Origin of the sequence: Pseudomonas sp., from assembly GCF_050739775.1 — a bacterium.
Classification (GTDB): domain Bacteria; phylum Pseudomonadota; class Gammaproteobacteria; order Pseudomonadales; family Pseudomonadaceae; genus Aquipseudomonas.
In genome coordinates, this window is record NZ_JBOICA010000023.1 from 55,501 (window position 1) to 79,349 (window position 23,849).

17 protein-coding genes and 1 pseudogene are annotated in these 23,849 nt (G+C 60.7%); 6 read left to right on the top strand and 12 right to left on the bottom strand.

Annotated elements, in window-relative coordinates; translation table 11 throughout:
- Nucleotides 1-19: 19 nt before the first annotated feature.
- The 3 genes from ACRESH_RS13985 to ACRESH_RS13995 are packed head-to-tail and all read right to left on the bottom strand — an operon-like array spanning nucleotide 20 to nucleotide 1,583.
- Nucleotides 20-292: an MmoB/DmpM family protein gene (locus ACRESH_RS13985; RefSeq protein WP_431742553.1), complete on the bottom strand. Its 273-nt coding sequence runs from the start codon at nucleotides 290-292 to the stop codon at nucleotides 20-22.
- A complete protein-coding gene (locus ACRESH_RS13990) occupies nucleotides 289-1,284 on the bottom strand; it encodes an aromatic/alkene monooxygenase hydroxylase subunit beta (protein WP_431742554.1) in 996 nt (331 codons plus the stop codon). The genes ACRESH_RS13985 and ACRESH_RS13990 overlap by 4 nt, the downstream gene beginning before the upstream one ends.
- Before the next feature lie 44 nt (nucleotides 1,285-1,328).
- Nucleotides 1,329-1,583 carry a phenol hydroxylase subunit gene (locus ACRESH_RS13995; protein ID WP_431742555.1) on the bottom strand — a complete coding sequence of 85 codons (255 nt, stop codon included), beginning with the start codon at nucleotides 1,581-1,583 and terminating at the stop codon, nucleotides 1,329-1,331.
- Nucleotides 1,584-1,978: 395 nt separating this feature from the next.
- On the opposite strand from ACRESH_RS13995, the gene ACRESH_RS14000 reads away from it, so the two are divergent.
- The 4 genes from ACRESH_RS14000 (at nucleotide 1,979) to ACRESH_RS14015 (ending at nucleotide 6,739) form a co-directional block, all read left to right on the top strand.
- On the top strand, nucleotides 1,979-3,685 hold the full coding sequence (locus tag ACRESH_RS14000) for a sigma 54-interacting transcriptional regulator (protein ID WP_431742556.1): 1,707 nt from the start codon (nucleotides 1,979-1,981) through the stop codon (nucleotides 3,683-3,685).
- 261 nt (nucleotides 3,686-3,946) lie between these two features.
- Nucleotides 3,947-4,870 (top strand): catechol 1,2-dioxygenase, encoded by a 924-nt coding sequence (gene catA, locus ACRESH_RS14005; RefSeq protein WP_431742557.1) that lies wholly within the window; start codon nucleotides 3,947-3,949, stop codon nucleotides 4,868-4,870.
- 558 nt (nucleotides 4,871-5,428) lie between these two features.
- Nucleotides 5,429-6,076: a TenA family protein gene (locus ACRESH_RS14010; RefSeq protein WP_431742558.1), complete on the top strand. Its 648-nt coding sequence runs from the start codon at nucleotides 5,429-5,431 to the stop codon at nucleotides 6,074-6,076.
- 3 nt (nucleotides 6,077-6,079) lie between these two features.
- Entirely contained in the window at nucleotides 6,080-6,739 is a 660-nt protein-coding gene (locus ACRESH_RS14015; RefSeq protein ID WP_431742559.1) for a TenA family protein, read from the top strand.
- 97 nt (nucleotides 6,740-6,836) lie between these two features.
- Here the strand turns inward: ACRESH_RS14015 and ACRESH_RS14020 are convergent, their stop codons facing one another.
- Nucleotides 6,837-7,751, bottom strand: a complete 915-nt coding sequence (locus ACRESH_RS14020; RefSeq protein ID WP_431742560.1) for a site-specific integrase — start codon at nucleotides 7,749-7,751, stop codon at nucleotides 6,837-6,839.
- Between the two features lie 167 nt (nucleotides 7,752-7,918).
- Between ACRESH_RS14020 and ACRESH_RS14025 the strand changes: the two are divergent.
- Nucleotides 7,919-8,566, top strand: a pseudogene (locus tag ACRESH_RS14025) (DUF1345 domain-containing protein).
- Here the strand turns inward: ACRESH_RS14025 and ACRESH_RS14030 are convergent.
- Nucleotides 8,492-9,748, bottom strand: a complete 1,257-nt coding sequence (locus ACRESH_RS14030; RefSeq protein WP_431742561.1) for a pyridoxal phosphate-dependent aminotransferase — start codon at nucleotides 9,746-9,748, stop codon at nucleotides 8,492-8,494. The pseudogene ACRESH_RS14025 and the gene ACRESH_RS14030 overlap by 75 nt on opposite strands.
- A 319-nt stretch (nucleotides 9,749-10,067) precedes the next feature.
- Between ACRESH_RS14030 and ACRESH_RS14035 the strand changes: the two genes are divergently transcribed.
- Nucleotides 10,068-10,328, top strand: a complete 261-nt coding sequence (locus ACRESH_RS14035) for a DUF1652 domain-containing protein (RefSeq protein WP_431742562.1) — start codon at nucleotides 10,068-10,070, stop codon at nucleotides 10,326-10,328.
- A 2-nt stretch (nucleotides 10,329-10,330) separates the two neighbouring features.
- Here the strand turns inward: ACRESH_RS14035 and ACRESH_RS14040 are convergent, their stop codons facing one another.
- From ACRESH_RS14040 to ACRESH_RS14070, 7 genes are all read right to left on the bottom strand, one after another.
- Nucleotides 10,331-12,415, bottom strand: coding sequence for a putative bifunctional diguanylate cyclase/phosphodiesterase (locus ACRESH_RS14040; RefSeq protein ID WP_431742563.1), 2,085 nt, complete (start codon nucleotides 12,413-12,415; stop codon nucleotides 10,331-10,333).
- 298 nt (nucleotides 12,416-12,713) lie between these two features.
- Nucleotides 12,714-14,201 carry an efflux transporter outer membrane subunit gene (locus ACRESH_RS14045; RefSeq protein ID WP_431742564.1) on the bottom strand — a complete coding sequence of 496 codons (1,488 nt, stop codon included), beginning with the start codon at nucleotides 14,199-14,201 and terminating at the stop codon, nucleotides 12,714-12,716.
- Nucleotides 14,198-17,305, bottom strand: a complete 3,108-nt coding sequence (locus ACRESH_RS14050; RefSeq protein ID WP_431742565.1) for an efflux RND transporter permease subunit — start codon at nucleotides 17,303-17,305, stop codon at nucleotides 14,198-14,200. The genes ACRESH_RS14045 and ACRESH_RS14050 overlap by 4 nt, the downstream gene beginning before the upstream one ends.
- Complete coding sequence (locus ACRESH_RS14055) at nucleotides 17,302-20,403, bottom strand: MdtB/MuxB family multidrug efflux RND transporter permease subunit (RefSeq protein WP_431742566.1); 3,102 nt, start codon at nucleotides 20,401-20,403, stop codon at nucleotides 17,302-17,304. Before ACRESH_RS14055 ends, ACRESH_RS14050 begins: the two co-directional genes overlap by 4 nt.
- A complete protein-coding gene (locus tag ACRESH_RS14060; RefSeq protein WP_431742567.1) occupies nucleotides 20,400-21,683 on the bottom strand; it encodes an MdtA/MuxA family multidrug efflux RND transporter periplasmic adaptor subunit in 1,284 nt (427 codons plus the stop codon). The genes ACRESH_RS14055 and ACRESH_RS14060 overlap by 4 nt, the downstream gene beginning before the upstream one ends.
- 197 nt (nucleotides 21,684-21,880) lie before the next feature.
- Nucleotides 21,881-22,381 carry a thiol peroxidase gene (gene tpx / locus ACRESH_RS14065; protein WP_431742568.1) on the bottom strand — a complete coding sequence of 167 codons (501 nt, stop codon included), beginning with the start codon at nucleotides 22,379-22,381 and terminating at the stop codon, nucleotides 21,881-21,883.
- Nucleotides 22,382-22,538: 157 nt separating this feature from the next.
- Nucleotides 22,539-23,816: a serine/threonine transporter gene (locus ACRESH_RS14070; RefSeq protein WP_431742569.1), complete on the bottom strand. Its 1,278-nt coding sequence runs from the start codon at nucleotides 23,814-23,816 to the stop codon at nucleotides 22,539-22,541.
- Nucleotides 23,817-23,849: the final 33 nt, after the last annotated feature.

Genomic DNA, 23,849 nt, shown 5'->3' on the forward strand with positions numbered 1-23,849 from the left:
GGTTGCCGGCTGAGTGCGATCAGCTGTTCCAGTGCAGCGAAAAGCTGTCGTCGTCTTCCTCGACGTTGCCGCCCAGTGTGATCACGTACATCAGCATTTCCTGGATGTCCCACGTTGTTCCGGTGATCTGCTCTACCGTTTCGCGGCGAATCTCCAAGCGGTTAGCCGCTTCGATGCGGATCATCGAAGGTTGGTGCTGGATGCTGGCGTTCGGGTTGTCCTGCTGGATGGCCTCGACGATTGCCCGGGCGTAATCGGTGTCTTGCAGGTTGATGTAAACGAGAGAAGTCATGCTGCGGCTCCTGTCAGGCCGATTTTTTTCAGGCGTGCAGTAAATTCCGTGCTCACAGCGGCCAGTGCGTCTTCGCCGAGCCCTGTGCGCGCCAGCGGCATCAACGCTTCGATCGAACGATGGCTCCAGTGCTCGATCCACTGCTGGACCCGCTGTTTGTTCTGTGCGCTTTCGTTGACCACGGTCTTGACCAGCGCATCGACCCAGCGCTGGCTTTCGGCGAACCACAGGCGCATAAACTCGGTCAGCATGCCGACCTGCCCCGCACCATTGGCCGAGAAGTGTTCGTCGAGCTTGTGGAACATCAGTGGATACACCAGGCCATCGCTGACAAGGTTCTGAGCCACGGTCAGTTCGAACCAGTCGCGCACCACCAGCGTGTCTTCGACATAGCGGCGCAGGCCCTGCCACGCGGGGTCGTTCAGCCACTGCTGTTTGGCTTGAGTGAGGTACAGCACATCGCCGTCATCGAGCATCAGGCCGATCCGCGACAGGTACTGGGCGATACCCAGGCGGTCCATGGCGTGGAACATATGCATCTGCGTCACGCTGGTACCAAAGCCGTCGGCAGCGATGTTGCTGTTGTTCATGTTTGCGCCCAGCTCGGCATGGCGCAGTGGCAATAACTGTGAACTGATCAACTCAATGATCTGCGGCGCAAGACTGCCGAGCATGTTGCGCTTTTCACAGAAGGCGTAATCGTGCTCGGCATTTTCCTGCATCTTGGCCCGAGCCTGTACGTAAGCGCCGTAGTAGTACTGACGCGGATCACTGACGGCATACCAGTCGGCCATGACGATGGCGGTACGGGTGGCATCGTTGAGCAACTTGTCTGGCTGCCATAGCGGGCGGTAATGGAAGTTGGTCGCCGCCTCAATGTCGAAGCTAGCTTCCTGGTAGCGGCTGGCAGCCTTGTCACCAAACCGACGACGTGTATGGCTGAAGGTGTTGCGGATCGTCTCGACGGTTGCCGTCTTGATTTCGACACTCATGGAGTGGCTCCTGTAATTGTTCTTGTTGGATGGTGGTGGGAGGCTTATTCGTCGTCGCGCGTTTCGCCGTAGCGCCACTTGCGCGCATCGGCGTCCAGGGCGTCCGACATCTGCGCGGTCATGTGCTGCACGTGGTTGGCTGCGCAAAACAATGTGAACGCTTGATGCGGCAGCACCAGCTCGACAAACAGATCGGGGTAGCCGATGGCGAAGTCGAATTCGACGAAGGCGTCGTCAGGCTTGCTGCGTACCCGGATGTAGCGCGGTAACTGTTCGAAGGTGCTGCCAGCTTGACTCATGATCGGGGGCTCCCCTGTTGTTATGCAGAGGTACTCAGCAACGACGGTGCCAAGATTGAAAATCCTCCAGGAAAATATTTTTATTCCTTTGATAACAATATGTTATTAGCGCTCACTGGTGGCGCTCAAGCAATGAGGCACCCTTCCAGCCCGTCCTCGACCCGGCGCAATTGATCATTTGCTCAAATCGCCGAAGGCCTTTTCGAGCAAATAGAACAACCATCATCCACGCCGGTAAAATTTGACTTTTAAGAAATAATCCAGGCATTTCTATAGGCATGCTGCAGTCGCCGTCAGCCGCGGCAACTGCCCTGAACACAGCACCTCGATGTTGCCCCGCCTAGGCAGAGTTGCCGTGTCATCCCCACAAACAAAAGATATAGGGGTGCGTTTGCATGACCACGAAATACCGGCCCTCCGAGCACTCAACGCTACTCAAGGACCTCACTGACCGCATCCACTTCCTCGGCAGCGAAGGAAAAATCTGGCTCGACGAGCAACGCATGTTGTTGATGCAGGTGTCGGCGATGGCCTCGTTTCGTCGCGAGCTGATCGAAATGGTCGGCGAAGAACGGGCCAAGGGTTTTTTCCTGCGCCTGGGCTACCAGTCCGGGCTCAAAGACGCAGAACTGGCCAGAAAACTGCGGCCCAACGGCAACGACATCAAGATGTTCCTGACCGGTCCACAGCTGCACTCGCTCAAAGGTATGGTCAATGTGCGGCCGCTGAAAATGGACATCGATATCGAGGCTGGCACCTTTTACGCCGATATCGAATGGATCGACTCGTTCGAGGTGGAGAACCACCAGGCTGAGCAATTGCATTCCGGGCAACCGATCTGCTGGACGTTGCTCGGCTATGCAATCAGCTATTCGTCGTTCTTCGTCGGTCGGCAGATCATCTACAAGGAAGTCAGTTGCCGCGGTTGTGGGGACGCACTGTGCCGGATCATCGGTAAGCCTGCAGAGGAATGGGAGGATGCCGACACCTTCATGCGCTATTTCCAGAGTGATTCCATCATCGATGAACTGCACACCCTGCAGCTCCAGGTCGAGAACATGACCGAGCGCCTGCAACAGCGTGCGGGCCAGTTCTACGGTATCGGTCATTCAGCCAGCTACCGCAAAACCTGCAACCTGATCGATAAAGTTGCGCCGGGCAAAGCCTCCGTATTGCTGTTGGGCGAAACCGGTGTCGGCAAGGAGGTCATCGCCAGAAGCCTGCACTTGCGCAGCGAGCGTGCAGGCGGCCCCTTTATCGCCCTGAACTGTGCGGCCATTAGCCCCGACCTGATCGAGGCGGAGCTGTTTGGCGTGGAAAAAGGTGCCTACACCGGCGCCCAGCAATCACGCATGGGGCGCTTTGAACGTGCCGATGGCGGCACTCTGTTTCTCGACGAAATCATCGAACTCTCTCCCCGCGCTCAGGCCAGTTTGCTGCGAGTGCTGCAGGAAGGTGAGCTGGAACGGGTGGGCGACAGCCAAACGCGCACGGTCAATGTGCGGGTCATCGGCGCAACCCACGAAGACCTCGGTCAAGCCGTCAAGGAAGGACGTTTTCGCGCCGACCTTTACTACCGCTTGAATGTTTACCCGGTGCGCATTCCGGCACTACGGGATCGACGCGAAGACATCCCGCTGTTGATTGAGCACTTTCTGGAAAAACTGCATGCCAGCTACCAGAAAAAAACCCTTGGGCTGTCGGACCGCGCCAATGAAGCCTGCCTGCGCTACGACTGGCCGGGAAATATCCGCGAACTGGAAAACCTCATAGAGCGCGGCGTGATTATTACCGACAACAACCAAAGTATCTCGGTGGAAGCGCTGTTTCCCCACCTGTCCGATGAAGCCCAGAGTATTGGCCTGTCCAGCGAAGGCCATCTGATCAGTCAGGTCATTCACACTGAAGAGCAATGGGTGGACCAGTTGCTCGATCGGGGTGTGAGTCTCGACGCAATCGAGGAGCAGTTGATACAAGGCGCCATGGAACGTACTCGGCAAAATGTTTCCGAGGCGGCACGGCTATTGGGCATGACGCGCCCCGCACTGGCCTACCGGCTGAAAAAATTGCCGTTTGAACACACCTCTGCCGACCCACATTGATGCACACAGGGCGGGCAGGCCGAGAGGCAACATCCTGGTAGCCTGCCGCTCTGCCCTCCAAGCGTTCTTGCTTCTAACTTCAACCCATTGAGCAAATGATAAAAGGAAGGAAGTAGATTGCTCATTTGAGCTAAGAGCGCCGCCCCGCCTGCATCGCATTAAATTAAATTTATATAAAATTCAACACGTTACGAACGTTAAAAAAGTGGCACCACTCTTGCACTCTGTTTTTTATCGACAACAAAAACATGAGGCATTCCCGTGAGCATCAAACTGTCCCACACCCCTGAGGCCCAAGCATTTCTGCAGCAAGCCAGCGGTCTGAACAATGACCAAGGCAACCCGCGCATGAAGCAACTTGTTCACCGTATTCTGCTCGACACCGTGAAGGTGATCGAAGACTTGCAGGTCACTACGGAAGAGTTCTGGAAAGCCGTGGCTTACCTCAACCGTTTGGGCGCACGCCAAGAAGCGGGATTATTGGTGGCAGGCGTGGGGCTTGAGCACTACCTCGACTTGCTGCTTGATGCGCAGGACGAACAAGACGGCCTGTCTGGCGGTACCCCTCGCACAATCGAAGGCCCACTTTACCTGGCCAACGCTCCGATCTTTGAAGGCGAAGCGCGGATGGACGATGGTACAGACCCTGGCACCGTGATGTTCCTCCAGGGACGCGTGGTGGACCCCGAAGGCCAGCCTATCGCCGGCGCGATCGTCGACCTATGGCACGCCAACACCAACGGCACGTACTCCTACTTCGACAGCAGCCAATCCGACTTCAACCTGCGCCGTCGTATCATCACCGACAGTGAAGGTCGCTACCGTGTTCGCAGCATTTTGCCGTCTGGCTACGGCTGCCCACCGGATGGCCCGACTCAGGAATTGCTGGACCAACTGGGCCGTCACGGCAATCGCCCTGCGCATATCCACTTTTTTATCTCCGCGCCGAACTATCGCCACCTCACCACCCAGATCAACCTCGCGGGCGACAAGTACCTGTGGGACGATTTTGCCTACGCTACCCGCGATGGCCTGGTATGCGACGTGCGCTTTGGCGAGCATGCCAAGGGTATAGACGGCCGCTTTGCCGAAATCGACTTTGATTTCCAGCTTCAGGACGCCAACTCGGCTGAGCAAGAAACACTCCGCGATCGCGCCCGGGCCCAGGCCCAGGCCCAGGCCTGAGTCATCCCTTTTGCCGGGGCGATTAGCCCCTGAAGCGAGCCGGCCGATTGGCCGGCTTTTTGGGTTTTTTCGGATCTACCGGGCCAGTTTTCTGCGAGGCCACCTATTACCGCATGCTCCGTATTGCCCCCCCTATTTCCCCCACCCTGAGGGGGTATGGGGACCTCGAACCGATCCGAACAATGGCGATGTATCCCATCAGTCGCCACATTCACGTTCGAGGGCTTACCGGTGACCGCCGAACTCATCACTGCGGATTCCACGCCATCCGGACACTCAGCCCACTAACATCCGGACACTCATTCCACGCTCATTCGGACAGGCAGTCGGAGCGCAGCGACGCAGGTTTTCCCTCCAAACGGGAGCTGGCCTACTTTGTCTATCCCGCCACTTCTGGCGGGCGTTCAACATGAGAGGAGTTACCATGGAAATTGCCATTTTTCAGGTTGGCAGTCACTTACTCTTCCGCACGAACAAATCCGAAAATAATTAGATTAGGTAAGCATCTGATTTATGATAGATAAAACAAATTTAACAGTTAGTACAGCTCCAGAATCCATGACCGAACGCTTCACCGATACCCTCCGCCGCCAGAGCGAGCCGGGCTGGACGCAATCGATCGAGCACCGCTTCGTCAATGAACTGCTCGACGGCACCCTCGACGATGCGGTGCTGATTAATTACCTGATCCAGGACCACCGCTTCATTGATGCCTTCCTGACCTTGCTCGGCGCGGCGATTGCCAGTGCCGATACCTTCGAGGCGCGCATCCGTCTAGGGCGTTTCACCGGGGTGATCTCGGGGGAGGAAAATACCTACTTCCTGCGCGCATTCGAAGCCCTTGGTGTTACTGAAGCGCAGCGCCAGCATGCACCCGACTCGATGCCAACCGCAGGCTTCAAGGCGATCATGCGCGAAGCAGCCGCCACCCGTTCCTATGCGGCGGCGCTGGCGGTGCTCAACGTCGTCGAGGGGCTGTACCTGGACTGGGCCCTGCGCGCGCCAAAGCAACTGCCACCGCGTTTCGAGCATGCCGAATGGATCACCCTGCACGACAACCCGGATTTCCACGACTTTGTCGCGTTCCTGCGCGCGGAGCTGGACCGGGTGGGACCGGCACAGGCGCAGGTCAGTAGCGATTTTTTCCTGCGCGCTGTTGCCCTGGAGCACGCCTTTTTCGACGCCGCCTACGATATCAAGGGATAACTCATGGACATCTTTGATCGCCTCAAACAGGCAGCCGCTACCGACTGGAACAGCTATGTCGACCATGACTTCGTCCGGCAGATGGGCGCTGGCACTCTGGCCCAGCCGGCCTTTCGCAAGTACCTGGTGCAGGATTATCTGTTCCTGATCCAGTTCGCCCGCTCGTGGGCGCTGGCTGCTTACAAGAGCCGCACGCTGGCCGATATCCGCGCGGCTCAGGCGGGGTTGGCGGCGATTCTCGATGAAACTGAACTGCATGTGCGACTGTGCCAGCGTTGGGGGTTGTCGCCTGATGACCTGGCTGCGACGCCTGAGCATCAGGCTACCGTCGCCTATACGCGTTTTGTGTTGGACTGCGGTGCGGCGGGTGATCTGCTTGATCTGCATGTGGCACTGGCGCCTTGTGTCATCGGTTACGCGGAAATTGGCCGCAATCTGACCCCGGATGGCATTGACGCGCTGGGTGTTCATCCGTATCGGGATTGGATTGCGGAGTATGCCGGTGTTGGGTATCAGGGTGTTGCTACGGCTGCCCGTGCGCACCTGGATGATCTGGCCTCCCGCGCGATGACTGAGCGACGCTTCGAGGAGCTGGCCAAGTTGTTCGCTCAGGCTTCGCGGCTGGAAGCTGACTTCTGGCAGATGGGGCTGGACGCGGCTTAAGCGGTAGGAACTGTGGGCGGGCTTGCCCCGCGATTGGAGTCTGTCAGCCACACCCCATCGCGGGGCAAGCCCGCTCCCACAAGTCCCCGCGATGACTTCAGTAATCGTACCGATCAACCGCCCTGCGCCGTTCATTGTCGTCACGCATGTCGTAGTTGGCGGTGGTCTGGATGTTGGTGTGATGCGCCAGTTTTTGCGCAATCGATAGATCGTGCTCTTCGATCACGCGGGTGATGAAGGAACGACGGAAATCGTGGGGCATGATATTTACCCCAACTTGGGTGCCCCGCTGGCGGGCAATGTAGTAGATCGCATGCTTGGTGATGCGCTCTCGGGTGATGTGGCTGCCACGGCGAATGCGGTTGAACAGGAAGTTATCATCGGTCTGGCCCTCAGGCAGGTGCTCGCGACGAAAGGCCAGCCAGGCATTGAGCTTGTCGAACGCCCAGGTCGGCGCGTACTTGATCAGCTGTTTGTTGCCCTTGCCCAGCACTTGCAGGCTGCGCTCGTTGAAATCGACCTGGGTCAAGTCCAGGTTGACCGATTCGGACTTGCGCATGCCGGTACCGTAAAGCAACGCAATCACTGCCGCATCGCGCAGCCCCTGGGGCCGCGGGTCCGCTGCGCAGGCGTCCATCAGCTCGCGGATCAGGCTGCGTTTGAGGTTGCGTCCGGCGGGTAAGCGCGTGCCCTGGGTCGGTTTGAGGGTGCGGATGCGCAGCAGCTGATCCTGGCTGATCAACCCCAGGCGCCAGGCCTCGTTCATTACCCCCCGCACCGCATTGACATACAGCGACGAGGTGTTGGGCGCGTAACCATCAGCGCGCAAAGCCGCCACCAGTGCCGTGACATGACCCGGTTCGAGCTGGTGCCAAGGCACATCGCTGATGTCGCAATCCTCGAAGCCCAAACGGTCGGCCGCATCCTGGAGGATGTACTTCATGGTCAGCTGACTGGAAGGTGCCAGGCGGGCAAGGTATTGCAGCAAGGGGTTTTGCAGTGAATCGGACAAACCGGGAATCCTGTAGCGCTGAACTGAGGTCAAAATGACCAGATCATTGATAAGCAAGCCATTTATAGCTCACACAGCGCCTGATAATACCTCATCAGTCCCATGGGTATCGATTGCGGGCACTATCGGGGCTACAGTTGCTCAAGATCCCTTGACCCCGAGGCAACATGGCTTTTCATCGACTGACCCGCAGCCACCCGCGCCTGACTATCGCCGCCCTCGTCGGTGTTTTGAGTGGTTGGCTGCTGCCGGCAAGCGGCTGGGTCGAGCATGTGCTGATCGGCTGGAACACCGGCGTCTGGCTCTACCTGGTGTTGATCCTGTGGCTGACCCTAGGTGCCAGTGCGGAAAAAGTCCGCAAGGTTGCCAGCATCGAGGATGAGAACGCCGGCCTGGTACTGTTCACCGTCAGCATCGCAGCCATCGCCAGCCTCGCCGCGGTAATCTTGCAACTGGCCGCCGGCGCCAAGCTCGCAGACGGGCCGACAGCGCTGCAGTTGGCCTTTACCGGCTTCACCGTCGCCGGCTCCTGGTTGCTGGTCGGCACCATTTTCAGCCTGCACTACGCCCACCTGTTCTACACCGCCCAGGAGCACACGCCGCTGCTGCGCTTTAGCGACGACGAACGCCACCCGGACTATTGGGACTTCCACTACTTTTCCTTCACCCTCAGCGTAGCGGTACAGACCTAGGATGTTGGCGTGGCCGGGCGGCCAATGCGCCGGGTGGTGCTGGCCCATTCACTGGTAGGTTTTGTCTTCAACACCGCGATTCTGGGTTTTACCGTCAACATGGCCGCCACGCTGATCAACTGAAGGCAGGCCCTCGAGCACCTGCGCAGCACAGCGGGCGATGCGCTGGCAGGCCTGCTCCAGGCGCTGACTGTCCAGCACCAGGCCAACACGCAAGTGGCCGGCCGCACTGGGACCGAAGGCATCGCCTGCGAGCACCGCCACCCCATGTTCCTCCAGCAAACGCTCGGCAAAGGCCTGGGCACCCAGGCCGGTGGCGCGGATATCAATCATCACGAACATCCCGCCGTCAGGTTTGTGCACACTGATGCCAGGACAACCAGCGAGGCTGGCACAGACCCGGTCCCGCCGCTCACGGTAGCTGTCGCGCATCTGCGCCACCTGCGGCAGGTCCTGTTCCAGGGCCACCTGGGCAGCATCGAGGATGAAATCCGGCAGGCCGTAAAGCATGCACAACGCCAGGTTACTCAAGTGTTCGCACAGGGCTTGCGGAGCGATGACCCAACCGACTCGCCAACCCGACATTGCGTGAGACTTGGACAGGCTGTTGATCGTCGCGCAGCGCGTGGCCATACCCGGCAGACTGGCAGGACTAAAGTGCTCCCCCTCATACAACAGTTCGCGGTAGACCTCATCGGAAATCAGCCACAGGTCATGCTCGATACAGATCTGCGCCAGGCGCTCCCAGCTATGCCTGGACAGGCTGGCCCCGGATGGGTTGTGCGGGCTGTTGAGCAGTAGTGCCCGGGTGCGTGGCGTGACCCGCGCGGCGACGTCGGCCGGATCGAGGCGAAAACCGTGCTCGGGGCGCACCGGCACCGGTACCGCCGTCGCGGCGCAAGCGCCGAACACGGCCTCATAAGTGACGTACATCGGCTCGGCGACAATCACCTCGTCACCCGCATCGAGCAGGCACTGGGCCACGCCATACAACGCGCATTGCGCCCCGGCCAGCACCACCACTTCTTGCGGGTCGACCTGCTGGCCACTCTGACGCGTTTGATGGCGGGCTATTGCCTGACGCAAACCAAGGCTGCCACGCACATCGGAATAATGCGTATGACCTGCGCGCAGGCTATCAACGGCGGCCTGGACAACAGGTGGCGGGGTGTCGAAATCCGGATCACCGATCGACAGCAGGAAGATCTCTCGCCCCTGCTCCTGCAGTTCCAGTGCACGGTAGTGGATGTTCCAGGCAGCCGCACCGTCACCGGCGATACGTTGGGTGAGCGTTGAATACCGCATGACGGTCTCCTTGACTGAACCTGGGGAGCCATTGGTCTGAAAGTCCCAGGCAAGCATCCCAGCCGACTGCCGGTAAAAATAGCAGAGCGGCACTGCCCACAACGAGGAAATGTTGCCGGCAAACGTTTGCCGTCTCAGCCTTTATGCGCGGGCGGACTGATGGCGGCCAAGACCTGCTTGAAAGAATCGAAAGACTGTCATCGCTATGGGCGGACATTGACGCTAACGGTGCTATGTTTAGGTTTCTCGAAAGGTCGCCAGGACCTTAAACCCACCTTGATCCGCTCGCCCTGTTGTTCACCCCTACAAGGAGGCCGGAATGAACACACTGACGTTTCCCAACGCCTGCCAGGTGATGCGCTGGTATTTTCATCCGCTGGGCTTCGAGGCCAGCATGGATGCCCCGCGCAGTATGGTCGCACGCCTGTTTGACCGGGCCACCGGTGAAACCCTGCTGGCCATCGCCGGGATCCCCTGCGCCACGCTGATGGCCGCCACCGACGTAGAACGGATCATCGAAGCCGTCGAAGCTGAGCTCGACGCCTTCGAACCTTCCTGTAACCTGCGCGCTGCCGGCTGAGTTCAACTGACGGGCAGTGACCGACGTGCGCGCTCGATATCGACGATAAAACGCTCGGCGGGCAACGGCTGGCCGAGCAGGTAACCCTGCAACGAGTCGCACCCCAGGCGGGTCAGGAAGTTCTGCTGACGGTCGGTTTCCACTCCTTCAGCGACAATCCGCAAGCCCAACGCCTGGCCCAACGCCACGATTGCCGAGACAATCGCGGCATCATCGCTGTCCTGCTCAAGGTCGCGGACAAAGCCGCGGTCGATCTTCAACTCGTTGGCCGGCAGGCGCTTGAGGTACATCAGGCTCGAATAGCCGGTACCAAAGTCGTCGATGGACAAATCCACGCCCATGTCGGCAAGCCGCTGCAGCACCGCCATACTTGCATCGGCATCGTGCATGGCGGTTGTTTCGGTGATTTCCAGGGTCAGGCTGTTGGCCGGCAGCTGGTGCCGCGCCAGGACCTTGGCGACGCTTTCAACCAACCCGCTATGGCAGAACTGGATCGCCGACAGGTTCACCGCGATACGCCAGCCGGTGTACCCCTGGTCGATCCAGACACGCATCTGGCGGCAGGCTTCATCGAGCACCCATTCACCGATCGGAATGATCAGCCCGGTCTTCTCTGCCAGCGCGATAAAACGGTCCGGCAACAGCAGCCCATGCTGCGGGTGCTCCCAGCGCAACAGTGCTTCGGCACCGATGGGCTGACAGTCCTGGGCATCGAACTTGGGCTGGTAGAACAGGCGGAACTGGTCCTGGTCCAGGGCAGCCCGCAGGTCCTGGAGCAGTTGCAGTTGCAAGCGCGCGTTGCTGTTCATCGACACGTCGAAGAAGCTGTAGCCGTTCTTGCCTGCGCTCTTGGCGTGATACATCGCCGCATCGGCATTGCGCAGCAGTTCATGCTGGTCGATGCCGTTGCCCGGGTACAGGACGATGCCGATACTCGCCGAGATCTGCAGGTTCTGCTCCGAGACACGGAAAGCACGGGAAATCAGGTTGACCTGCTTGGCCGCGACGCCCACGGCATCGTCGGGTTCCTGCAACTCCACCAGCAGCACGAATTCATCGCCACCGATGCGTGCCAGGGTATCCTGACTGTGCAGATGAGCGCGCAGGCGCGCCGCCACTTCTTTGAGCAGCAAGTCGCCCATATGGTGGCCAAAGGCATCGTTGACCGGCTTGAAACCGTCCAGGTCGATGAACATCAGGGCAAAACAGCCGCCCTGCTCCGCCACCTTGCTGATCGCCTGGTCGATGCGGTCGGCCAGCAGGGTGCGGTTGGGCAAGCCGGTCAAGGTGTCGTGCAGGGCCAGTTGGGTCAGTTCCTGGTTGGCTCGAGTCAACGAATGCGCCAGTTCCGCAGTGCGCGCTTCCAGGCGGGCATCGAGCACCGAGGTCAGCAGGGCCACCGCCATTACCGCCAGGGTGGTGATCAGCACCAGGTAATCCAGGCCGTTGCCACTCAGGCCAGTGCCCAGCGCGCCACAGAAACTGCCCTCGGGAAAGTTTGCCGCCGCCATGCCGGTGTAGTGCATGCCGACAATCGCCACGCCCATGACCACCGCAGCGGCGCCGCGGATCTGCCGTACATAGAGGGTCTGCTGGCGTAGCCGGAAAGCAATCCACAAGGCCGCCGCCGAAGCCCCCACGGCAATCATCACTGACAGGCTGAACAGCAGCGGGTCGTAGTCGATGCCCGGTTGCATCAACAGCGCTGCCATGCCGGTGTAATGCATGCTGCTGATGCCCGTGCCCATGATCAACGCACCCAGGCACAACTGAGTCCAGGGCAGACTCGGCTGGCTGACCAACCACAGGGCAAAACCTGAAGACAGCCCGGCGATCAGTAGCGAGAGCAAGGTCAGCGTCAGGTCATAGCCCAACGAAATCGGCAGGCTGAAGGCGAGCATGCCAATGAAGTGCATCGACCAGATCCCGAAGCCCATCGCCAGCGCACCACCACTGATCCACAGGTACACTGCCCGTCCCTTGGCGGTGGCGATGCGTCCGGTCAGGTCGAGTGCGGTGTAAGAAGCAAGAATGGCCACGCAGAGCGAAATCAACACCAGCGAAGAAGAATAACTACCGATCAGCATTTGGCCTTCCACAACCCTTGAAACCGGGCTCTGGCGAGCCCCGGAAAAAGCCGATGATTGTACTCAACCTTTGGCGAAACGCACGGAGTTTTCGATGGCATTTAGCAATGACAGGAGCAGTGGCAGATACACACTCACACTAAAAATATATAAACCTTACAAAACAATCAGTTACGAATTAATTCTAAAGTCAAATATTGCACTCTCAGGTAATTCGCACTAAATCCTACCCTGCGAGATATTTGACTTTAATAAAATTCCACATCAATTTGTTTTTATTGGTATTTTTAGAAACGAATCAAAGCGATTCAACAATCGCCGCCTGTGCATCCCATCCCCCACCCAGCGCCGCAATCAACTGCACGCTGACTACCAGCCTCCCCTGCAACAAGGTCAGCACGCTACGTTCGTTGCTCAGGGCGGTGGTCTGCACGTTGACCACATCCAGATAGGCGATCAGCCCCGCCTTGTACTGGTTGCTGGTCAGGCGCAGGGATTCGCGCGCCGACTCCAGGGCTTCACTGCGCACCCTGGCTTCGTCTTCGTAGACGTTGAGCTGCACCAAGTAGTTTTCCACTTCCTTGAAGCCATCGAGAACGGCTTGACGATACTGGGCCACGGTCTGGTCGTAGACCGCTTCGCTGCGCTCGACTTCGGCGGAGCGCTGACCGCCGTCGAACAGGGTCATGGCCAGTTGTGGGCCCACCGACCAGAAGCGGTTGGGCAGGCTTATCCAGTCGCTGAAACTGCTACTGCTATAGCCACCGCTCATGCTCAGGGTCAGGTCGGGAAAGTACGCGGCTCGGGCCACGCCGATGCTGGCGTTGGCCGACATCACATTGCGCTCGGCCGCAGCAATGTCAGGGCGGCGTTCCAGCAGTTGCGAAGGCAGGGCCACAGGCACCTGGGGCAACGCCGGAATGTCCTTGCTGTCGGCTAGGGCGAAGTCGGCCGGCGCCTTACCCAATAGCACAGCAATGGCGTTCTCCAGCTGGGCGCGCTGCCAGACCAGATCGATCATGTCGGCCTGTGTGCTTTTAAGCTGGGTTTGTGCCTGGGCCACCGCGTCCTTGCCGGAAACCCCGGCGCGGTACTGGTTTTCAGTCATGGTCAACGAACGCTGATAGGCCAGGACCGTGGCTTCGAGCAGGCGTTTCTGCTCGTCCATCACCCGCAGTTGAAGGTAGTTCTGCACCAGCTCCGACTGCAGGCTCAGGCGAATCGCCGCCATGTCGGCCAGGCTCGCCTCGGCACTGGCCTGATTGGCGGCCAGGCCATCGCGCAACTTGCCCCACAGGTCCGCTTCCCAGCTAACGCCCAGGCTGGTGCTGTAGGTGTTGCGGATACCGCTGCTGTTGTTGCTCAGGCTCGAACTGGAGCTGCCGGTACCCTGGCTGGAGCGGGTCTTGCCAGCGCTCAGGTCAAGGCTGGGAAACAACGCACCACGGGCGCTGCGCACCAGGGCCTGGGCCTGACGGTACTGGGCTGCGTACTGGGCGACAGTCTGGTTGCCGGCATTGAGCTGCTCGACCAGGCCGTTGAGCTGGGCATCGCCATACAGCTCCCACCAGGCGCCACGGGCAAGGGCGTCGGACGGATTGGCCTGGGTCCAGCCTGCGGCGTGCTTGAACGCTACCGGCGCAGGCGCTTGCGGGCGCTGGTAGTCCGGACTCAGGGTGCAGGCGCTGAGCATTGCCAGGCACAAGCTGGAGGCCAACAGGCGCGAGCCGCGGGCGCCCAGCAGCTGCTGTAGCGAGCGGTCGGAGAGAAACGGACGTCGAGTCATAGCGGGGTTTCCAAAGCAGCGTCGGTACGCACGCCGCGCCAGCGGTTGAAGCGATGGCGCAAGCGGTCCAGATAGAGGTAAACCACCGGGGTGGTGTAAAGCGTGAGGACCTGGCTGAAGACCAGCCCACCAATAATGGTCAGACCCAGCGGCTGGCGCATTTCCGAACCCTCGGCATGGCTGAGGAGCAACGGCAAGGCGCCAAGGATGGCGGCAACGGTGGTCATCAGGATCGGCCGCAAGCGCAGCAGGCAGGCACGCCGGATCGATTGTTCCGGGCTCAGCTGGTCATGGCGTTCCAGTTGCAGGGCCAGGTCGATCATCATGATGGCGTTCTTCTTCACCACGCCAATCAGCAGGAACAGGCCGAGCAACGAGATCAGGCTGAACTCGCTACCCACCACATACAGGGTGAGCAAGGCCCCTACCCCGGCCGAGGGCAAGGTCGAGAGAATGGTCAGCGGGTGAATGTAGCTTTCATAGAGAATCCCCAGCACCAGATACACCGCCAGCAATGCCCCAAGGATCATAAAGGGTTGCCCCTTCTGGCTTTCGGCGAAGGCATCGCCGGTGCCCCCGAGTTTGGCAATCACATCCTCGGGCAAGCCGACCTTGGCCACTGCCCGTTCGACCGCGGCCAGGGCCTGGTCCTGACTGTAACCTTCGGCGATATCGAAGTTGATGCTTTCCGAGGCGAACTGGCCTTCGTGACTGACCCGGTCATCGGCCAGGCTGTTCTCGTAGTGAGCGAAAGTCGACAGCGGCACCCGCGCGCCGTCAGCGTTGATCACCTGGACCTGCTCCAGGCTACGCGGGTCCTGGGCGTACTTGGGGTTGATCTCCATCACCACCTGATACTGGTTGAGGCTGTCGTAGATGGTCGAGATCTGTCGCTGGCTGTACGCGTTGTTCAACACCGAGGTGACCATGCTCATGTCGATACCCAGGCGCTTGGCCTGTTCACGATCGACTATCAGGGTTACCTGCTGAGTGCCACCGCCTTCGCGGGCGTCGATGGCGGTGAGCTCCGGCAAGGCCTTGAATGCGGCGACCACTTTCGGATACCACTCGCGCAACGCCGACAGCTCACTGCTCTGCAGGCTGTAGAGGAACTGCGAGGTGCTCTGGTCGCGGCCGCCGCCGAACTGCAGGTCCTGGTCGGCCATGAGGAACAGGCGTCCACCCGGCACCTTGGGCATTTCCTTGCGCAAGCGCTCGATGATCTTCTGCGCAGACACCTTGCGTTCGCTGATCGGTTTGAGGCGCACCAGCACCATGGCGTTGTTGGTGCCGCTGTTGCCACCGATAAAGCCTGCGACACTTTCCACCGCCGGGTCCTTGAGCAGGGCCTGGCGGTAGATCTCCATCTTCGGCTGCATCACCTGGAACGACAGGCCGTCGTCCCCCCGGACAAAGCCCATCAACTGACCGGTGTCCTGCTGCGGCAGGAAGGTCTTGGGTACCACCACATACAAGGCGATGTTGACCGCAATGGTCACCAGCAGGCTGGCCAGGGTCAGGCGCCGATGACGCAAGACCCAGTCAAGGCTGCGTCCATAACTGGCCATCATGCGCAGGTGGAGCTGCTCGCTCCAGCGCTGCAGGCGCGTCTGCCCTTGCTGCGACTGGGGCTTGAGCCAGCGCGCACAGAGCATCGGCGTCAGCGTAAGGGACACCACCAGCGACACGATGATCGCCACCGCCAGGGTGATGGCGAACTCACGAAACAACGAGCCGACAATGCCGCCCATGAACAGGATCGAGACAAACACCACCACCAGCGACAGGTTCATCGACAACAGGGTGAAGCCAACTTCCTTGGACCCCAGGTAGGCGGCGCGCATTGGCGCCACGCCTTCGTCGATATGCCGGGAGATGTTCTCCAGCACCACGATGGCATCGTCGACCACCAGGCCCGTCGCGAGAATCAGCGCCATCAGTGACATGTTGTTCAGCGAGAGGCCACACAGGTACATGGCCGCAAAGGTGCCCACCAGCGATACCGGCACCGCCAGGGTCGGGATCAGCGAGGCACGTAGGTTGCCCAGGAACAGGAACACCACCAGGATCACCAGGATCACGGCGATGACCAGGGTGTGTTCGGCCTCCTTGAGGGTCGCGGTAATCACCGGCGAGCGGTCCATGGCCACGTCCAGCTTGACGCTGGCAGGCATCAGCGACTCAAGCGCCGGCAACTGTTCCTTGATCTTGCTCACGGTTTCGATGATGTTGGCCCCAGTCTGGCGGTTGATCACCAGCAGCACCGCGTCCTGATCATTGAAGAAACCACTGTTGTAGCGGTTCTCCACCGCGTCAGTGACCTTGGCCACATGGCTCAGGCGCAGCACCGCACCATCCTGATAACGGATCACCAGCGGCTCGTAATCCTTGGCCTTTTCCAGCTGGTCGTTGGCCTGCACCTGCCAACTGCGCTGGGCATCTTCGATAAAACCCTTGGGCCGGCGCTGGTTGGCGTTGGCGATGGTTGCGCGCACATCGTCCAGGGCCACGCCATACTGGTTGAGCAATTGCGGTTCAAGCTCGATTCGCACAGCGGGCAGCGAGCTGCCGCCGATCTGCACCTCGCCTACGCCCGGCACCTGGGACAGGCTCTGGGACAGGATGGTCGAGGCCAGGTCGTAGAGCTGACCTTTTTGCAGCACGCTGGAGGTCAGCGCCAGGACCATGATCGGCGCCTGGGACGGGTTGTACTTTTTGTAGGTCGGCATGCTGCGCATACCGCTGGGCAGCAGGTTGCGCGAGGCATTTATCGCGGCCTGTACTTCGCGCGCGGCGGCATCGATATCGCGGCCCTGGTCAAAGCCGAGAATGACCCGTGTCGAACCCTGGCTGGAACTGCTGGTCAGGGTGGTGACCCCGGAAATCGCGCCCATGGAGCGTTCCAGGGGTGTCGCCACCGTTGCAGCCATCACCTCGGGACTGGCCCCCGGCAGGTTGGCCTGAACCACGATCACTGGAAACTCGATCTGTGGCAGCGGCGCCACCGGCAACAGGCCAAAGCTGACGCCGCCAAGCAGCATGATTGCCAGGCTCAGGAGCATGGTCGCTACCGGGCGGCGGATAAAGGGCGCGGACAGGTTCATGGCAGGTCCTGCACCACCGCGTCAGCCTGTGGACGCATGCGCCGCGCCAGCCGATCGAAGTACAAGTAGATGACCGGCGTGGTGAACAGCGTCAGCACCTGGCTGACCAGCAGCCCGCCAACCATTACCAGGCCCAGAGGCTGGCGCAGCTCGGCACCGGAACCGCTGGCAAGCATCAGCGGGATGGCGCCGAACAAGGCGGCCAGGGTGGTCATCAGGATCGGCCGGAAGCGCAGTAGCGCCGCCTGATAGATCGCCGCTTCCGGGGCCATGCCCTGGTTGCGCTCGGCCTCCAGGGCGAAGTCGATCATCATGATCGCGTTTTTCTTGACGATACCGATGAGCAAAATGATACCGATGATGGCGATCATGCCCAGGTCGTTACCGGAAAGGATCAGCGCCAGCAACGCGCCCACCGCCGCTGACGGCAGGGTCGAGAGGATGGTCACCGGGTGGATGTAGCTCTCGTAGAGCACGCCAAGGACGATGTACATGGTCACCACCGCTGCCAGAATCAGCAGCAAGGTACTCGACAGCGAATTCTGGAACGCTTCGGCCGCGCCCTGAAAGCGGGTCTGCACGCCGACCGGCATGCCGATTTCCTGTTGCACGTGCTCGATCGCCTTGACCGCGTCACCGAGTGCCACACCATCCGCCAGGTTGAACGACATCATCACCGCCGGGAACTGGCCGATATGGGCAATCGCCAGTTGCGCCTGGCGCTGCTCGATGCGCGCCAGGCTCGACAGCCGCACCTGGCCGCCATCGGTGGCTTTGACGTGGATCTGCTCGAGCACCTGCGGCCCCAGGCTGGAGGCGGCTTCGGCCTGCAAGACCACGCGGTACTGGCTGGCCTGGGTGTAGATGGTCGAGATCTGCCGCTGGCCGAAGGCGTCGTACAGGGCGTTGGTGATGTCGGCGACATTGATGCCCAGGCGGCTGGCGGCATCGCGGTCGATCACCAGGAACACCTGCAAGCCCTTGTCCTGCAGGTCGCTGGCGACATCGGTGAGTTCCGGGCGCTGTTGCAGGGCATCGACCAGCTTGCCGCTCCACAGGGCCAGCAGCTCGGCGTCCGGTGACGCCAGGCTGAACTGGTACTGGGTCCGGCTGACCCGGTCTTCGATGCTCAGGTCTTGCACCGGCTGCATGAACAGCCGGATGCCGATCAGCTTGTCGACCTGCGGCTGCAGCCGGGCGATCACCTGCGCGGCGGTGACATCGCGCTCGCCATGGGGCTTGAGGTTGATCAACATACGGCCGCTGTTGAGCGTGGCGTTGTCACCGTCGACGCCAATGTAGGACGACAGGCTCTGCACTGCCGGGTCCTGGAGGATCACCGCACTGAGCTGCTGCTGACGCTCGCTCATGGCAGCGAAGGATACCGACTGCGGCGCTTCGGAAATGCCCTGGATCACCCCGGTGTCCTGCGCCGGGAAGAAGCCCTTGGGCACCATCAGGTACAACAGCACGGTCAGGCCCAGGGTCGCCACCGCCACCAGCAAGGTCAGCGGCTGGCGCTTGAGCACCCACTGCAGGCCACGGCCATACCAGGCGATCATCCAGTCGATCCAGGCACCGCTGGCGCGGTAAAAACGCCCCTGCTCTTGCTCGCTGGGCTCACGCTTGAGCAGCCGCGCGCACATCATCGGCGTCAAGGTCAGGGACACCACCAGGGAAATCAGGATCGCCACCGCCAGGGTGATGGCGAATTCACGAAACAGACGCCCCACCACATCGGCCATGAACAGCAGCGGGATCAGTACGGCGATCAGCGAGAAGGTCAGCGAGATCAGCGTGAAACCAATCTGCCGGGCGCCCTTGAGCGCCGCTTGCATGGGGGTTTCGCCTTCTTCGATGTGCCGGGAAATGTTCTCCAGCATGACAATCGCGTCGTCCACCACGAAACCGGTGGCGATGGTCAGGGCCATCAGGGTCAGGTTATTGATCGAGAACCCGGCCAGGTGCATCACTGCAAAAGTGCCGATCAGCGACAACGGCACGGCCACCGACGGAATGAGGGTGGCGCTGAAGCGGCGCAGGAACACGAAGGTCACCATCACCACCAGGGCGATGGCCAGCAGCAGCTCGTGTTGGACATCCTTGACCGAGGCGCGGATGGTCTGGGTCCGGTCGGTGAGCACGCTGACATCAAGACCGGCCGGCAGGTTGTCGGTAATCGTCGGCAGCATGGCCTTGATCCGGTCGACGACCTCGATGACGTTCGCCCCCGGCTGGCGCTGGATGTTCAGCAGCACCGCCTGGTTCTGGTTGGCCCAGGCTGCCAGGCGCTCGTTCTCGGCACCGTCGACGATCTCGGCAACGTCCTTCAAGCGCAGCGGTGCACCGTTGTTGTAGGCCAGGATCAGGTTGGCGTATTCCTCAGGGGAACGCAGTTGGTCGTTGGCGTCGAGCATCGACACCCGGGTCGGGCCGTCGAAGTTGCCCTTGGGCTGGTTGACGTTGGAGGCACCGATCAGGCTGCGCACGTCCGCCAGGTTGAGCCCGGCGGAAGCCAGGGCATCAGGGTTCACCTTGATCCGCACCGCCTGGCGCTGACCACCGGCGATGCTGACCATGCCGACGCCGCTGATCTGCGCGATCTTCTGCGCCACCCGGGTGTCGACCAGGTCGTTGAGCTTGGGCAGCGGCATGGTTTTCGACGAGATCGCCAGGGTCAGCACCGGGGTGTCAGCCGGGTTGACCTTGTTATACACCGGCGGCGCAGGCAAATCGCTCGGCAGCAGGTTGCTGGCGGCGTTGATCGCGGCCTGGACCTGCTGCTCGGCGACGTCCATGTTCATGTCGAGACTGAAACGCAAGGTCAGCACCGAGGCGCCGCCGGAGCTGGTCGAGGCCATCTGGGTCAAGCCCGGCATCTGTCCGAACTGGCGCTCCAGCGGTGCGGTGACGGCGCTGGTCATCACTTGCGGACTGGCGCCCGGATACAGGGTCATAACCCGGATGGTCGGGTAATCGACCTGCGGCAACGCCGCCACAGGCAGCAAGGTGTAGGCGATCAGGCCGGCCAGAACAATGGCCAGCATGCTCAGGGTGGTCGCCACCGGGCGCAGGATGAACAGCCGCGAGAGGTTCATGCGCCGGCCTTGTCCTTATGGTCCGCGGCAGCGGAAGCATCTTTGTTGTCCTGGCCTTGCAGGTGCTGGCCGGGCGTCGCCGGGACTTGCGAGCTGTCGTTGACCACTTCCACCTCACTGCCATCACGCAGCCGGTCGGTGCCTTCGAGCACCACCCGCTCACCCTTGGCCAGGCCTTCAGTGATGACGGTGTTGTCGCCATCACTGGCGCCCAGGGTCAGTTTGCGGATACGCACCTTGTTGTCGCCTTCCATGACATACACAAAGGAGCCGTCGGTACCGAACTGGATGGCTGCCGAGGGCGCCAACACCACGTTCTTCAAGGTGTCGGCCAACAGGCGCACGTTGACGAACTGGTTGGGGAACAGCGCCTCGTCCTGGTTTTCGAAGAAGGCCTTGAACTTCAGGGTGCCGGTGGTGGTGTCGATCTGGTTATCGAGGCTGCGCAGCACGCCGACAGCCTGCTGCTTGAGGTCGCCACGATCCCAGGCCTCGACCGGCAGCTTGGCGCCGCTACGGTAGCGGGCCAGCACGGTGTTCAGCTCCGACTCGGGCAAGGTGAAGGCGACGGTGATCGGTTGGGTCTGGGTTATCACCACCAGCGCCGTGGTGTCGTTGGCCGCCACCAGGTTGCCGACGTCGAGCTGACGCAGGCCCAGGCGGCCACTGATGGGCGCGCGAATACGGGTGAAATCCAGGTTCAGCTTGGCATCGCCAACGGCCGCCTGGTTGGTCTTGATAGTGCCCTGGAATTGGCCGACCAGCGCCACCTGAGTATCAAGGGTCTGCTTGGCGATACTGTCTTCGGCGTACAGGCCTTTATAGCGCTCCAGGTCGATCTGGGCGTTTTTCAACTGGGCCTGGTTCTGCGCCAGGGTGCCTTCGGCCTGCTGCAGGGCAATCTGGTAGCTACGCGGGTCGATTTCAGCAAGCAGATCACCGGCCTTGACCTTCTGTCCTTCCTGGAAGTTGACCTTGACCAGCTCGCCGCCTACCCGGCTACGGACATTGACGGTATTGGTCGCGGTCACCGTGCCCAGGGCCTTGAGGTAGACCAGGAAGTCGCCAACGGTGGCCGGCTCAACGCGCACCGGCACCGGCCCGGCAAAGGCCCCGAACCCAGGTCGCCCGCCCTTGCCGCCAGGTGCGCCGACAGCCTTGTTCGCCGCCGTAGACGGCCACAGCCACCAGCACAGGCCGGCGACCAGCAGCAGGATCAGCAGGCCGACAAGCCAGCGACGAGGGGAACGGGAACGAGAAAGCATCGGTTGATCGACCATTGGACTGGAAAGAATTCTTTTGAGGAGGCTGAACGATAAGCACTGCAGCAGGATAAGCAAAGCGCCTTTACCGGCAATTTACCTTGAGCTTACGTTGCTAAGACAATGAACTGTAAATAAAAACGGCCTGATCGAGGACCAGACCGTAACAATTGCTAACAGCATCGCGGGGCAAGCCCGCGCCTACTGGGATCAGATCACTTCAACACTGCCAGAGCAGCATCGTAGTTCGGCTCGTCAGCGATTTCGCCAACCAGCTCAGCGTGCAGCACCTTGTCATTCTCATCCAGCACAACCACCGCACGGGCGGTCAGGCCGGCCAGCGGGCCGTCGGCGATGGCCACGCCGTAGTTCTCGATGAACTCGCGGCCACGCAGGGTCGACAGGTTCTGGACATTCTCCAGGCCTTCAGCACCGCAGAAGCGCGCTTGAGCGAATGGCAGGTCGGCGGAAATGCACAGCACCACGGTGTTGTTCAATTCGTTGGCCTTCTTGTTGAAGGTGCGCACCGACGTGGCGCAGGTCGGGGTATCGACGCTCGGGAAGATGTTCAGCACTTTGCGCTTGCCGGCCAAAGAAGCCAGGGTCACGTCAGCCAGGCCAGCACCAACCAGGGAAAACGCCGGCGCTTGGGCGCCAACTTTCGGCAGCTCGCCTTTAACCTGAACCGGATTGCCTTTGAGAGTCACTTGAGCCATGAACGAAGTCCTTATGCAGGGTGAGTAAAGGACCAGAGTTAATCATGAAAGTGCCCGTCTACCTATGGGCCAAGGTTAAATTGTTGTATTGCCAGACAGCTTTTGTGAACAATTTGCCCCATTCGGGAGCCGATTGCCGGCTCCCGAATCTACGCTGTCAGCCCAGCAGCGAGTAAACCAGCGCCGAGATCGCCACCAGGCCGACGGCCACGACGAAGACGTTGGACATCTGCCCGCTGTATTTGCGCATGGCTGGCACCTTGCGGATGGCGTACATCGGCATCAGGAACAGGATTGCCGCGATCACCGGGCCGCCGAGGGTCTCGATCATGCCGAGGATGCTCGGGTTGAGGGTGGCGACGATCCAGCAGATCACCAGCATGAAAGCCGCGGTCATGCGGTCCAGGGCCTTGGCGCTCGGGCGCTTGCCGCTTTTCACGACCAGGCCCTTGAGACCTTCACTGGCACCGATGTAGTGGCCCAGGAACGACTTGGCGATGGCGATGAAGGCAATCAGCGGCGCGGCGAAGGCGATGGTCGGGTTGCTGAAGTGGTTGGCCAGGTACGACAGGATCGACAGGTTCTGCGCCTTGGCTTCGGCCAATTGTGCCGGGGTCAGGGTCAGTACGCAGCTGAACACGAAGAACATCACCATGGCCACCATCAGCAGGTGAGCACGGCACAGGATCTGCCCGCTACGCTCGTCGGCGTGCGCGCCATAGCGACGCTTCTGGTCAACGGCAAAGGCCGAGATGATCGGCGAATGGTTAAAGGAGAACACCATCACCGGAATCGCCAGCCACAGGGTGTGCAGGAACGCCGAACCCGACGGCAATTCGCTGGCAGTGGTGAGGATGCCACCACTCCAGTGCGGAATCAGGAACACCGCGAGGAACGCCAGGGCGACGATGAACGGATAGACCAGCAGGCTCATGACCTTGACGGTGGCCTGCTCGCCGCAGCGCACAATGGCCAGCAGGCCGAGAATCAGCACGAACGACAGCACCGCGCGCGGTGGCGGCTCGATGTGCAGTTGATGCTCCATGAAGCTGCCGACCGTGTTGGTCAGGGCGACGCTGTAGATCAGCAGGATCGGGAAGATAGCGAAGAAGTACAGCAAGGTGATCAGGGCACCGGCATTGATGCCGAAGTGCTCTTCGACCACGTCGGTGATGTCGGCGCCATCGCGGCCGGACAGCACAAAGCGGGTCAGCCCGCGGTGAGCGTAGTAGGTCATCGGGAACGCCAACAACGCCAGGATCAGCAAGGGCCAGAAGCCGCCAACTCCGGCATTGATCGGCAGGAACAGGGTTCCGGCGCCAATGGCCGTGCCAAACAGGCCCAGCATCCAGGTAGTGTCCTGACGGGACCAGCTGCCGAGGGCGGCTGGGGTCGATTCAAAGCGTTGTTCAACGCTTGGGGCCTGCTCATTCATCCGGGTGCAACTCCACTCGCAAGACTGCAACAG